The organism is Amycolatopsis heterodermiae, from assembly GCF_034929455.1.
In the GTDB taxonomy this organism is placed as follows: Bacteria; Actinomycetota; Actinomycetes; order Mycobacteriales; family Pseudonocardiaceae; genus Amycolatopsis; species Amycolatopsis heterodermiae.
The window spans coordinates 443,259-455,379 of record NZ_JAYFSI010000001.1 but is presented as its reverse complement, the minus strand read 5'-3'; the positions used below and the strand labels follow the sequence as shown (position 1 = coordinate 455,379).

Sequence of the window (12,121 nt, the reverse complement as noted above, 5' to 3'; positions counted from 1 at the left end):
CACGATTCGATCGGAAACCCCCATCGCGTAGGTACAGTGCATGAAGTTGCATGATGCGTACTAACTACACACTGGGGGTGTGGTGTCCCGTCCCGAAGGGTCCAGCCGCGCGATCGTCATCGTCCTCGCCTCGTGCGGCCTGGTGGCGTCGTTCATGCAGACCCTGGTCGTGCCGCTGATCCCGGTGTTCCCGAGGCTGCTGCACGCCTCGCCCGCCGATGCGTCGTGGGTGGTCACCGTGACGCTGCTCGCCGCGGCGGTGATCACCCCGGTCAGCGGGCGGCTCGGCGACCTCTACGGCAAGCGGCGGATGATCCTCGTCAGCCTCGCCGTGCTCATCGCGGGTTCCGTCGTCTCCGCGACGACCAGCGCGCTCGCGTTCCAGATCCTCGGCCGCGGCCTGCAGGGCTGCGCGATGGGCGTCATCCCGCTCGGCATCAGCATCATGCGCGACGAACTTCCGCCCGAACGCGTCGGCGGCGCGATCTCCCTGATGAGCGCGACGCTCGGGGTGGGTGGCGCGATCGGCCTCCCGGTCGCGGCGATCGTCGCCGAGAACGCCGACTGGCACGTCCTGTTCTGGACGGCCGCCGGGCTCGGGCTGGCCTGCGCGCTGCTGATCCTCACCGTGGTTCCGGAGTCGTCGGTGCGCACGCCCGCGCCGTTCGACTACTTCGGGGCATTCGGCCTCGCGGCGGGGCTGCTCTGCCTGCTGATCCCGGTGGTGAAGGGCGGCACGTGGGGCTGGACGAGCCTGCCGACGCTCGGGCTGGCCGCGCTGGCCGTCGTCATCCTGCTCGGCTGGGGCGCTTACCAGCTGCGCCGGCACGATCCGCTGGTCGACCTGCGGGTCTCCTCCCGCCGTCCGGTGCTGTTCACGAACCTGGCGTCGATCATGGTCGGCTTCGCGTTGTACGCCATGGCGTTGTCGTTCCCGCAGCTGCTGCAGGCGCCGTCGTCGACCGGCTACGGCCTCGGCCAGTCGATGGTCGAGTCCGGGCTCACGCTCGCGCCGAACGGCCTGGTGATGATGCTGCTCTCGCCGGTGTCGGCGCGGCTCATCAACCGGTTCGGCCCGCGCCCGACGCTGATGACCGGCGCGCTGGTGATCGCGGTCGGGTACGCGTTCGCGATCGTCCTGATGGACAACGCGCTCGAGCTCATCACGGCGTCGGTGATCATCGGCGCCGGCGTCGGGATCGCGTACGCGGCGATGCCCGCACTGATCATGGGCTCCGTGCCGGTCACCGAAACCGCGTCCGCGAACGGCCTGAACGCGCTGATGCGGTCGGTCGGCACGGCGGTCTCGAGCGCGGTGATGGCGGCGATGCTGGCGCAGTTGACGATCAGCGTCGGCGGCCTGGCGGTGCCTTCGCTGGCCGGGTTCCGCGCGACGTTCGCGGTGGCCGCGGGCGCAGCTCTGGCGGGTGTCGCATTGGCCGCGTTGGTGCCGAAGCGACGCCCGGCGCCGATCCTGGTCGGCGTCGCGTAGCCGCGGGTCCGGTCGGCCGTCGAAGGAGCCAGACCCGCGGGCGTACGCGGTCAGTTCTTGCGCGCCACCAGGGCCAGGCCGCCGCACTCCGACGGGTCCGCCGGCACGTCCTCGGGCGAGTCCGGGCGCCACTCCGGGATGAACACGATCCCGGGGTCGACGATCTCGAAGCCGTCGACCAGCGCGCGGAGCTCGTCCGCAGAGCGCGGGACGACCGGGTTGGAGCTCTTCTTGTACATCGCCACGGCACGCGCCGTCTCGTCGCTCTGCCGCTCGTGCGTGGCGGACGACAGCGCCAGGTAGCTGCCGGGCGCGAGCGCGTCGCGGTAGGCCCCCAGCAGCCGGGCGGGGTCGCGCTCGTCCGGGATGAAGTGCACGAACAGCGCCATCACCACCATCACCGGCTGGTCCAGGTCCAGCATCATCTCGGTGGTGTCGTGCTCGAGGACGTCGTCCGGGAACTCGGCGTCGGCGAACACCATCGCCGCGTTCTCGTTGTCCTCCAGCACGATCTCGCTGTGCGCCACGGCGACCGGCTCGTTGTCCACGTAGACGACCCGGGACGTCGGGTCGGCGGCCTGCGCCACCTCGTGCACGTGCCCCACGGTCGGCATGCCCGAGCCGATGTCGAGGAACTGCCGGATGCCCTGGTCCATCCCGAACCGGATGGCGCGGCGCAGCCACTGCCGGTTGAGCTGCGCCCGCTCCCGCGCGTTCGGCTGCGCCGTCAGCACCTGCTCGGCGAACATCCGGTCGACGGCGTAGTTCAGTTGGCCGCCGAGGATGTAGTCGTACACGCGCGCGGCGTTCGGCTTCTCGAGGTCGATGCCGCGCCTAGCGAGTTCGTCTTCGGTCATCCGCCGCTCCCGGGCTCAGGTGTGACGCGAGAATAGCCGGACACCCGGTCAGGCCTTGCGCGCGACCAGGGCCAGCTGGCTGGCCAGCTCCGGGTGCTCGCCGACCTCGCCGGGGTCGTCCGGTCGCCACTGCGGCGTGAACACGATGCCCGGCTCGACGAGCTCGAAGCCGCCCAGGAGTGCCTGCAGCTCGTCGCGGGACCGCGCGACCACGTTCGTGCCGTTCTTCTGGTACAGCTCGGCCGCGCGGCGCACCTCTTCGCCCTGCCCTTCGAAGGTGCCCGACGACATGGCCAGGTAACTGCCGGGCGCCAGCGCGTCCCGGTAGGCCGCGACCAGGCCTGCGGGGTCGCGCTCGTCCGGGATGAAGTGCACGAACGCGGCCATGATCAGCATCACCGGCTGGTCGAAGTCCAGCATCATCTCGGTGGTGTCGTGCTCGAGGACGCGCTCCGGGTACTCCGCGTCCGCTTGCACCATCACCGCGTTCTCGACGTCCTGCAGCACGATCTCGCTGTGCGCGACGGCGACCGGCTCGTTGTCGACGTAGACCACCCGCGACTTCGGGTCGATCGCCTGGACGACCTCGTGGACGTGCCCGACGGTCGGCATGCCCGAGCCGATGTCCAGGAACTGCCGGATCCCCTGCTCGGCGCCGAACCGGACGGCGCGCCGCAGCCACTTCCGGTTCATCAGGGCCAGGTCCTTGGACTCCGGCCGCACCGCGAGGATCTTGTCCGCGAACATCCGGTCGATGGCGTAGTTGAGCTTGCCGCCGATCAGGTAGTCGTACACGCGCGCCGCGTTCGGCTGGTCGAAGTCGATGCCGCGCTGCGCGTGCTGGTCGGTCATGGCCGCTCCTCGCCGTCGATGTGACGGCGAGGATAGCCGGATTCAGAGCAGCGGCGGCACCACGGCGTCGATGAGATGCGGCCCGGGTTCGGCGAACGCGCGCTGCAGTTGTTCGGCGAGTTCCTCGGCGGTCGTCGCGCGGGTCGCGGGCACGCCCATGCCCTCCGCGATCTTCACGAAGTCCATGTCCGGGCGCGACAGGTCGAGCAGCTCGTTCGCCTTCGGCCCGCCCTGCGCCCCGACGCGCTGCAGCTCCAGCCGCAGGATCGCGTACGCACGGTTGTTGAGCAGCACCGTCGTGACGTTCAGGTTTTCCCGGGCCTGCGTCCACAGCGCGGAGATCGTGTACAGCGCGCTGCCGTCGGACTGCAGGTTCAGGACGGGACGCTCCGGAGCTGCAACGGCCGCACCGGTCGCGACCGGCATGCCGTAGCCGATCGCGCCGCCGGTCAGCGTCAGGACGTCGTGGCGCGGCGCGCCCGCCGTCGCGGCCGGCAGCATCAGGCCGGACGTGTTGGCCTCGTCGGCGATGATCGCGTTGTCCGGCAGGGTCGCGCCGATGACGTCGACCCAGTTCTGCGGGGTCAGCGGGCCGCTCGGAACTGCGGGGCGGGACGCCTGCTGCAGCTCCGGCTCGGTGTCCGCGGCGACGAGGTCGGCGACCTCGTTCAGCGCGCGCGTGACGTCCTGTCCGACCGACGCAAGCGTGTGCACCTGGGCACCTTCCGGCACCAGGTCGCTCGGCTTGCCCGGGTAGGCGAAGAACGACACCGGCGCCTTCGTGCCCGCGATGACGATGTGCTTGATCCCGTCGAGCTGGTAGGTGACCTGCTCGGCGAGGTAACCGAGACGTTCGATCGTCGGCAGGCCCTCGCCGCGCTCGAGCCGGGACGGGAAGGTCTCGACGAACGCCTTCGCGCCGGTCGCGGCCGCGATCCGGCTGGCCGCGCGCAGGCCTTCTTCGCGGCACGCATCGCCGCCGATCAGGAGCGCGACCGGTTCGCCGGTGCCGAACACCGCGGCGACGTCCTTGACGGTGGTCGCGTCGACGGCCTGCGGCACGCGCGGCGGGATCGGCGCGCACGTCTCGCCGCCTTCGCCCCACGAGGCGTCCGCGGGGAGGATCAGCGTCGCGACGCGGCCGGGGGCGTCCTGCGCGGCGGCGACCGCAGCGGCGGCGTCCGCGCCGACGTCCTTGGTGTGCTCCGAGCGGCGCACCCAGCCTTCGAGCGAGCTCGCGATCGACTCGATGTCCGACTCGAGCGGCGCGTCGTACTGCTTGTGGTAGGTCGCGTGGTCGCCGACGACGTTGACGATCGGCGTGTTCGCGCGGCGCGCGTTGTGCAGGTTCGCCAGGCCGTTGCCCAAGCCGGGGCCGAGGTGCAGCAGCGTCGCGGCTGGCTTGCCGGCGATGCGCGCGTAACCGTCTGCAGCTCCGGTGACGACGCCTTCGAACAGCGCCAGCACGCCCCGCATCTCCGGGACGGTGTCCAGCGCGGCGACGAAGTGCATCTCCGACGTGCCGGGGTTGGCGAAGCACACTTCGACGTCGGCGTCGACCAGGGTGCGGATCAGGGACTGGGCGCCGTTCATCTCGCTCATGCGGTTCCTTCGGTGAAGAGAACGCCGGGGTTGAGGATCCCGGCGGGGTCGAAGCTCTGCTTGATCCGGCGCATCAGCTCGATCTTCGCCGGGTCTTCGAGTTCCTGGTAGTACGCCGCTTTGGTGCGGCCGAGGCCGTGCTCCCCGGAGATCGCGCCGCCCAGCTCCATGGCGTGCGCGAAGATGTCGGTGAGCAGCTGCTTGCGCTTGTCGCTGTCCTTGCAGAAGATCCCGAGGTGCACGTTGCCGTCGCCGGCGTGCCCGCAGCCGATCGCGCCGCCGCCCGCGGCCATCGCGAGCTCCCGTGCCTTCTTGATGAACACCGGCATCGCGGTGCGCGGGACGACGACGTCGATCACGTCGTCCGCGCCGGCCGCCTTCGCGGTCCAGAAGGCCTTCTCGCGAGCTTCGATGAGCTTGCGCGCGGCGCCGCCGTCGAGGACGTAGACGTCGGTCGCGCCGAGTTCGCCGAGCAGCTCGCCGACGGTCTCGACGTCCTGCTCCAGCCGCTGCGCCTCGCGGTTCTCCAGCGCGACGACGAGGTACGCCTCGGTCGTCTCGCGGATCTTGTCCGGCACGCCGAGCTCGAGCTTCTCGTTGTAGACGATCGCCGCCATCGTCAGGTTGTCGATGTATTCGAGGATGTGCGGGGCGAGGCCGCTGGAGACGATCTCCGGCACGGCGGCCATCACCTGGTCGAAGTTGCCGAACGGGGCGAGCACGGTGGCGCCGTGCGTCAGGCGCGGGTGCAGCTTGACGATGATCTCGGTGGCCAGCGCGAGGGTGCCCTCGGAGCCGATGATCAGCTGCGTGAGGTCGTAGCCGGTCGAAACCTTCGACGTCTTGCCGCCGGTGCGGAGGATCTCGCCGGTGGGCAGCACGGCCTGCAGGCCGAGGACGTTGTTGCGGGTGACGCCGTACTTCACCGCGCGCATCCCGCCGGCGTTGGTGCCGACGTTCCCGCCGACGCTCGCGCTCAGCTCGCCCGGGTAGACGGTGTAGCTGAGCCCGGCTTCGGCGGTCTTGACGTCGAGTTCGGCGAGCGTGACGCCGGGCTGCACGACGGCGACGTGGTTGCCGGTGTCGATCTCCAGGACGGCGTTCATGCGCTCGAAGGAGATGACGAGACCGTCTTCACGCGGCCGCGCGGCGCCGGACAGTCCGCTGCCGGAGCCTCGCGCCGTCACTGGGACGTTGTGCTCCGAAGCGGCCTTCAACAGCTCCGCGACTTCGTCGGCAGTCGCCGGCTTCGCGACGTACGCGGGCATCTGCGGCTCCGCGGTCAGCGCTTCGTCGTGCGCGTAGTCCTCGGAGATCGCCTCGCCCGTGAGCAGGTGCTTGTCCCCGACGATCTCGGCCAGCCGTGCCGCCACGTCGCCCATCGAGAGTCTCTCCTCCGCGCCGTTGCTGTGGTGACCGCAGCGTAGTACGTACCGCCAGTACGCCGCCATGAAGATGTTTCACATTTTGCGGACGCTCGGGATTTAGCTCAGGCCAAATCTCTGGCGGGTGGCGGCGGGCGGGGCGACGCTTCCGGCATGACATCGACGTACACCTTCGAAGACGGTTTTACGGTGCGCCGCCTGGGGTTCGGCGCCATGCGGCTGACCGAGTGGGACCACGTGCCTGCCGGAGCTGCGGCGGTCGCGCGCCGGGCCGCCGAGCTCGGCGTCACCTTCTTCGACACCGCCGACGCCTACGACCTGGGATTGAACGAGGAGCTGCTCGCCGAGGCGCTCCACCCGTATCCGGAGTTGCTCGTGGCGACGAAGTGCGGGCATGTACGCCCGAGCCGCGGCGAGTGGGTCCCGCTCGGCCGGCCCGCGTACCTCCGGCAGCAGGCGGAGCTCTCGCTGCGACGCCTGCGCGTCGACCGCCTCGACCTGCTGCAGCTGCACCGGCTCGACCCGCAGGTCCCGCTTGCCGAGCAGGTCGGCGCGCTTGTCCGATTGCGGGAGGAGGGCAAGGTCGCGCGGATTGGGCTGTCCGAGGTCAGCGTCGCGCAGCTCGAAGAAGCCCGGGCCGTCGCGCCCATCGCGAGCGTGCAGAACCGCTACAACCTGACCGACCGGGCGTCCGACGACGTCCTCGACTACTGCGAGCGCGAAGGGATCGCCTTCATCCCGTGGCTGCCGATCGCGAACGGTGGTCACGCGACGGCCGGCGGCGTGCTCGGAAAGGTCGCGGCCGGTCTCGGTGCGACACCCGCTCAGGTGTCCCTCGCCTGGCTGCTGCGCCGTTCGCCGGCGGTCATCCCGATTCCCGGCACGTCGTCGCTCGCGCACCTGGAAGAGAATTGCGCGGCTGCGGAGCTGGTGCTTTCCGACGATGATTTCGCGCAGTTGTCCGAAGGCGCGTGAAACGGCCCGGCCGCGGTTTCCCGCGGCCGGGCCGTCTGTCTCACCTAGGTCAGACCAGCCAGCCGAGGACGTGCGCCAGGTGCGCGAGAACGCCCGTGAGGATGTCGTGGGCGTGGTGCGCGTGCTGGGCGAACATCTGCATGGAAAGGCTCCTTAATGAATGTTTCCTGATTCCCTGGAGTTGCTCTCGCGAGGAGCTGAATCAGGTTTTCACCGTGCTGGCGACCTGTCAAAGAGCCTATTTCGGGGAATCTCCCCGTCGCGGAATCTTCCCATGCTAAACACGTAATCCCTTCGTGTTTGACGCCGGGGTGCCCTGGTTGGCGGTCAGCCACCCTGGGTAGCGACAGGGGTGTTCATCACTGTCGGTAATTCCGACCTTGATCCGGCATCCTGGGCAGTCGCGTAGCTCGATCTGGTGATCACCGGCCACGAAAGGTGAAACTCCGACGATCACCCTTTCGGGTGACGGGAGGCGGGAAAAAGCGAACGCCGGGTGCGGTAATCGCACCCGGCGTCCCCTTGGCGGGTAAGGGTTTCAGGCTCGCGCGAACGAGAGCGTCTCGCCCTCGACACCCCGTAACCAGAGGTCCTGCGCGGCGGCCGCCATCTCGGCCAGGCCCTCCTCGATCGTGGCGAACACGTTGCCGGGCACCCAGCCCGCGTCGCCGTTGATCAGCAGGTTGTTCCGTCCGTAGAAGATCGCGAGGTCGGTCGCGCCCTGGTCGCTGTGCGCTTCACTGCTGTCGTCGTAGCCGTACGCGGGGTTGCCGATCTCCCACGCCTCGAAGCCGAAGTACACGACGTCTCCGGGGATCGGCGTGATCGTCGGGTTCTCCCGCCCCGGCTTCGGCTCCGCGAACGGCGGCACGAGCGTGTAGACCTCGTTGCGCGCGTACTTCGCGTGGTAGGCGGAGCCGCTCTGCGGCAGCGCGTCCCACACCGCTTTGCAGGTGCGCGGTGCCTCGTCGTCGAGCAAGCGGGCCCGGCAGGAGATCCCACGCTTGTCGAGGGTGATCGTGATGTACCGGGCCATCCTCAGCTCCCCGTGACGGCCGCGACGACCTCGCCCCAGATGCGCAGCGCGTCGTCGACCTGCTCGGCGGTGACCACCAGCGGCGGGACCATCCGGACCACGTTCATGTACGGCCCGCACGTGAGCAGCAGCAGGCCGTTCTTGGCCGCGGTCTGCTGCGCCGCCGCGGCGGTCGCCGGGTCCGGCTCGCCGTCGGCCGTCGTGAACTCCGAGCCGACCAGCAGCCCGAGCCCGCGCACCTCGCCGATCGCCGGCGTCTTGTCCGCGATCAGCCGCGCGCCGTCGAGCAGCTGCTGCCCGCGCTCCGCGGCGTTCTCGACGAGGTTCTCCTGCTGGATCACCTCGAGCGTCGCGATCGCGGCGGCGCACGAAACGGCGTTGCCGCCGTACGTCCCGCCCTGCGAGCCCGGGAACGCCTTCGCCATCAGCTCCTGCGAAGCGGCGATGCCGGACAGCGGGAAGCCGCTGGCCAGGCCCTTCGCGATGAGGACGATGTCGGGGGAGACGTCGAAGTGGTCGTGCCCCCAGAACTTCCCGGTGCGGCCGAAGCCGGTCTGGATCTCGTCGACGACCAGCAGGATCCCGTGCCGGTCGGCGCGCTCGCGCAGCCCGGCCATGAACTCGGTGTTCGCCGGGACGTAGCCGCCTTCGCCGAGCACCGGCTCGACGAACATCGCGGCGGTTTCGTTCGGCGCGCTGACCGTCTGGAACAGGTAGTCCAGCTCGCGCAGCGCGAACTTCGTCGCGGTCTGCTCGTCCCAGCCGTAGTGGTAGGCGTACGGGAACGGCGCCACGTGCACGCCGGACATCAGCGGGCCGATGCCGGCGCTGAACCGCGTCCCGGACGTCGTCATCGACGCCGCCGCGACGGTCCGGCCGTGGAAGCCGCCCTGGAAGACGACGACGTTCGGGCGCTTAGTCGCCTGCCGCGCGAGCCGCAGTGCGGCCTCGACGGCCTCGCTCCCGGAGTTCGCGAAGAACAGCGAGTCGAGGCCGCTCGGCAGGACGTCGCCGAGGCGCTTCGTGAGCTCGAGCAGCGGCTGGTGCATCACCGTCGTGTACTGCCCGTGGACGAGCTTGCCGATCTGCTCCTGCGCCGCCCGCACGACGTGCGGGTGACAGTGCCCGGTGCTCGTGACGCCGATGCCGGCGGTGAAGTCGAGGTGGCGTTTGCCGTCGACGTCGTAGAGGTAAACCCCTTCACCGTGGTCGACCACGACGGGCGTTGCCTGCTTGAGCAGCGGAGATAGCTGGGCCATGGCAGCGTGCTCCTTGGTCGGTTGAGCGGGTTGTCGATTGTTGACAATATCCATAGCATGGCCCTCGGGACAACACGTGAGGAGCAGTCGGGATGAGCGCGAGCACCGAGTCCGGCGTCGTCGACGCGGTCGGCAAGGAACTGTTCATCGGTGGCAAGTGGGTCACCGCCGAGGCCGGGAAGACCTTCCCGGTCCTGGACCCGGCGACCGGCAAGGAGCTGTGCCAGGTCGCCGACGCCTCCCCGGCGGACGGCGTCGCCGCCCTGGACGCCGCCGTCGCCGCGCAGGCGGATTTCGCGAAGATGGCGCCCCGCGAACGCGGCGAGATCCTGCGCCGGGCGTACGAGCTGCTGATGGCGCGCCAGGACGAGCTCGCCCTGCTCATGACGCTCGAGATGGGCAAGCCGCTGGCGGAGTCGAAGGGTGAGATCGCCTACGCCGCCGAGTTCTTCCGCTGGTTCGCCGAGGAGGCCGTCCGGATCGAGGGCGGTTACGCGACCGCGCCCAACGGCTCGGGCCGCTTCCTCATCACCAAGCAGCCGGTCGGCCCGACGATCCTGATCACGCCGTGGAACTTCCCGATGGCGATGGGCACCCGCAAGATCGGCCCGGCGATCGCCGCGGGCTGCACCTCGGTGATCAAACCGGCCGCGCAGACGCCGTTGTCGATGCTCGCGCTGGCCGGCATCCTCGCCGAGGCCGGGCTGCCGGAAGGCGTGCTCAACGTCGTCACGACCAGCGACTCCGGCGGCGTGATGGAACCCCTGATCCGCGACGGCCGCGCCCGCAAGCTGTCCTTCACCGGCTCCACCGGCGTCGGCCGCAAGCTCCTCGAACAGTGCGCCGACAAGGTGCTGCGGACGTCGATGGAGCTGGGTGGCAACGCGCCGTTCCTGGTCTTCGAGGACGCTGACATGGACGCCGCCATCGAGGGCGCGATGCTCGCGAAGATGCGCAACATCGGCGAGGCGTGCACCGCGGCGAACCGGTTCTACGTGCAGCGCGGCGTGGTCGAGGAGTTCTCGCGGCGGCTGACCGAGCGGATGCAGGCCCTGCCGATGGGCCGCGGCACCGAGAAGGACGTCGTCGTCGGCCCGCTGATCGACGAGGCCGCCGTCACCAAGGTGACCGAGCTGGTCAAGGACGCCACCGACCGCGGCGCGAAGGTGCTCACCGGAGGTGCCGGCGTCGACGGCCCGGGCCACTTCTACCAGGCCACGGTGCTCACGGACGTCCCGCAGGAAGCACGCCTGACGCACGAGGAGATCTTCGGGCCGGTCGCGCCGATCACGGCGTTCGACACCGAGGAAGAAGCGGTGGCGAAGGCCAACGACACCGAGTTCGGCCTGGTCTCCTACGTCTACACCAGCGATCTCAAGCGGGCGCTGCGCGTCTCCGAAGCTCTCGAAGCCGGCATGATCGGCCTGAACCAGGGCATCGTGTCGAACCCGGCCGCGCCGTTCGGCGGGATCAAGGAGTCCGGGCTCGGCCGCGAGGGCGGCTCTTTCGGCATCGACGAGTTCCTCGAGACCAAGTACATCGCGGTGGCCCTGTGACCTCCTACCGCATCGCGAGCATCCCCGGCGACGGCATCGGCGTCGACGTCACGATCGAGGCCCGCAAGGTCCTCGACGCGGCGTCGGCGAAGTTCGGTTTCTCCCTGGAGTGGACCGAGTTCGACTGGAGCTGCGAGCGCTACGCCCAGCTCGGGTCGATGATGCCGGACGACGGCGTCGCGCAGCTCTCGGCGTTCGACGGGATTCTGCTCGGCGCGGTCGGCTTCCCCGGCGTCCCGGACCACGTTTCCCTGTGGGGCCTGCTGATCCCGCTGCGGCGCGCGTTCTCCCAGTACGTCAACCTGCGTCCGGTGCGGCTGCTGCCGGGCACGACGTCGGTGCTGTCCGGGCGCAAGGCCGAAGAGCTGGAGCTGGTGATCGTCCGGGAGAACTCCGAAGGGGAGTACTCCGCGATCGGCGGGCGGCACAACGCCGGAAGGCCGGACGAGTTCGTGCTGCAGGAGTCGGTGTTCACCCGCGTCGGCGTCGAACGGATCATTCGTTACGCCTTCGAACTCGCGCGAACGCGGTCTTCGCGCGTCTGCTCGGCGACGAAGTCGAACGGGCTCATCCACTCGATGCCGTTCTGGGACGAGATCTTCGCCGAGGTCGCGGCCGAGTACCCGGACGTCCACAGTGAACAGATGCACGTGGATGCCTTGGCGGCGCGCATGGTCCAGGCGCCGGACCGGCTCGACGTCATCGTCGGGTCGAACCTCTTCGGCGACATCCTGAGCGACCTCGCGGCCGCGATCACCGGCGGCCTCGGCATGGCACCGTCCGGCAACATCAACCCATCGGGTGAATCTCCGTCGATGTTCGAAGCGGTCCACGGGAGCGCTCCGGACATCGCCGGCCAGGGCATCGCCAACCCCGTGGCACAGATCCTGGCGGCCGCGATGTTGGTCGAACACCTGGGCGAAACCGTTGCCGCGCAAGCGATCCGCGCCGCGGTGGACCGGGTGCTCGACGAGGGCCGGGTGCGCACGCCGGACCTCGGTGGCAGCGATACCACAGAACGGCTCGGCACGGCAGTGGCCGAAGCGCTGGGCTGATTTTTTGTCGGTGCTCCCCGGCACGGTGGTCGCAAGTCCACCGAGGGGGAGG

The 12,121-nt window shown here is 69.7% G+C and carries 10 protein-coding genes; 4 read left to right on the top strand and 6 right to left on the bottom strand.

Translation table 11 applies throughout. The features are described 5' to 3' along the window. The first annotated feature begins 82 nt into the window (after nucleotides 1-82). Nucleotides 83-1,492: an MFS transporter gene (locus VA596_RS02300; RefSeq protein ID WP_323325602.1), complete on the top strand. Its 1,410-nt coding sequence runs from the start codon at nucleotides 83-85 to the stop codon at nucleotides 1,490-1,492. A gap of 50 nt (nucleotides 1,493-1,542) precedes the next feature. On the opposite strand, the gene VA596_RS02295 is transcribed toward VA596_RS02300, so the two are convergent. From VA596_RS02295 to VA596_RS02280, 4 genes are read right to left on the bottom strand one after another with little or no spacing between them, the layout of a single operon-like run. After that, a complete protein-coding gene (locus VA596_RS02295) occupies nucleotides 1,543-2,349 on the bottom strand; it encodes an SAM-dependent methyltransferase (RefSeq protein WP_323323082.1) in 807 nt (268 codons plus the stop codon). A 48-nt stretch (nucleotides 2,350-2,397) separates the two neighbouring features. After that, the gene (locus VA596_RS02290) at nucleotides 2,398-3,201 is read right to left on the bottom strand and encodes an SAM-dependent methyltransferase (protein WP_323323080.1); all 804 of its coding nucleotides are present in this window, start codon (nucleotides 3,199-3,201) and stop codon (nucleotides 2,398-2,400) included. Nucleotides 3,202-3,243: 42 nt separating this feature from the next. Beyond that, nucleotides 3,244-4,794 (bottom strand): acetolactate synthase large subunit, encoded by a 1,551-nt coding sequence (locus tag VA596_RS02285; RefSeq protein WP_323325600.1) that lies wholly within the window; start codon nucleotides 4,792-4,794, stop codon nucleotides 3,244-3,246. Nucleotides 4,795-4,799: 5 nt separating this feature from the next. Then, nucleotides 4,800-6,185, bottom strand: coding sequence for an FAD-binding oxidoreductase (locus tag VA596_RS02280; RefSeq protein ID WP_323323078.1), 1,386 nt, complete (start codon nucleotides 6,183-6,185; stop codon nucleotides 4,800-4,802). Between the two features lie 156 nt (nucleotides 6,186-6,341). On the opposite strand from VA596_RS02280, the gene VA596_RS02275 reads away from it, so the two are divergent. Next, nucleotides 6,342-7,163 carry an aldo/keto reductase gene (locus VA596_RS02275; RefSeq protein ID WP_323323076.1) on the top strand — a complete coding sequence of 274 codons (822 nt, stop codon included), beginning with the start codon at nucleotides 6,342-6,344 and terminating at the stop codon, nucleotides 7,161-7,163. Nucleotides 7,164-7,701: 538 nt separating this feature from the next. Here the strand turns inward: VA596_RS02275 and VA596_RS02270 are convergent. Both VA596_RS02270 and VA596_RS02265 read right to left on the bottom strand, forming a co-directional pair. After that, nucleotides 7,702-8,199 carry a DUF3830 family protein gene (locus tag VA596_RS02270; protein WP_323323074.1) on the bottom strand — a complete coding sequence of 166 codons (498 nt, stop codon included), beginning with the start codon at nucleotides 8,197-8,199 and terminating at the stop codon, nucleotides 7,702-7,704. A 2-nt stretch (nucleotides 8,200-8,201) separates the two neighbouring features. Next, nucleotides 8,202-9,458, bottom strand: a complete 1,257-nt coding sequence (locus tag VA596_RS02265) for an aspartate aminotransferase family protein (protein WP_323323072.1) — start codon at nucleotides 9,456-9,458, stop codon at nucleotides 8,202-8,204. 92 nt (nucleotides 9,459-9,550) lie between these two features. Here VA596_RS02265 and VA596_RS02260 point away from each other — a divergent pair, with 92 nt between their 5' ends. Then, nucleotides 9,551-11,014 (top strand): NAD-dependent succinate-semialdehyde dehydrogenase, encoded by a 1,464-nt coding sequence (locus VA596_RS02260; protein WP_323323070.1) that lies wholly within the window; start codon nucleotides 9,551-9,553, stop codon nucleotides 11,012-11,014. After that, nucleotides 11,011-12,069, top strand: a complete 1,059-nt coding sequence (locus VA596_RS02255) for a tartrate dehydrogenase (protein ID WP_323323068.1) — start codon at nucleotides 11,011-11,013, stop codon at nucleotides 12,067-12,069. The genes VA596_RS02260 and VA596_RS02255 overlap by 4 nt, the downstream gene beginning before the upstream one ends. Nucleotides 12,070-12,121 lie beyond the last annotated feature (52 nt).

Coding starts and splice junctions, on each gene's coding strand:
- VA596_RS02295 (WP_323323082.1), bottom strand. CDS start 2,349: ATGACCGAAGACGAACTCGCTAGGCGCGGCATCGACCTCGAGAAGCCG.
- VA596_RS02290 (WP_323323080.1), bottom strand. CDS start 3,201: ATGACCGACCAGCACGCGCAGCGCGGCATCGACTTCGACCAGCCGAAC.
- VA596_RS02285 (WP_323325600.1), bottom strand. CDS start 4,794: ATGAACGGCGCCCAGTCCCTGATCCGCACCCTGGTCGACGCCGACGTC.
- VA596_RS02280 (WP_323323078.1), bottom strand. CDS start 6,185: ATGGGCGACGTGGCGGCACGGCTGGCCGAGATCGTCGGGGACAAGCAC.
- VA596_RS02275 (WP_323323076.1), top strand. CDS start 6,342: ATGACATCGACGTACACCTTCGAAGACGGTTTTACGGTGCGCCGCCTG.
- VA596_RS02270 (WP_323323074.1), bottom strand. CDS start 8,199: ATGGCCCGGTACATCACGATCACCCTCGACAAGCGTGGGATCTCCTGC.
- VA596_RS02265 (WP_323323072.1), bottom strand. CDS start 9,458: ATGGCCCAGCTATCTCCGCTGCTCAAGCAGGCAACGCCCGTCGTGGTC.
- VA596_RS02260 (WP_323323070.1), top strand. CDS start 9,551: ATGAGCGCGAGCACCGAGTCCGGCGTCGTCGACGCGGTCGGCAAGGAA.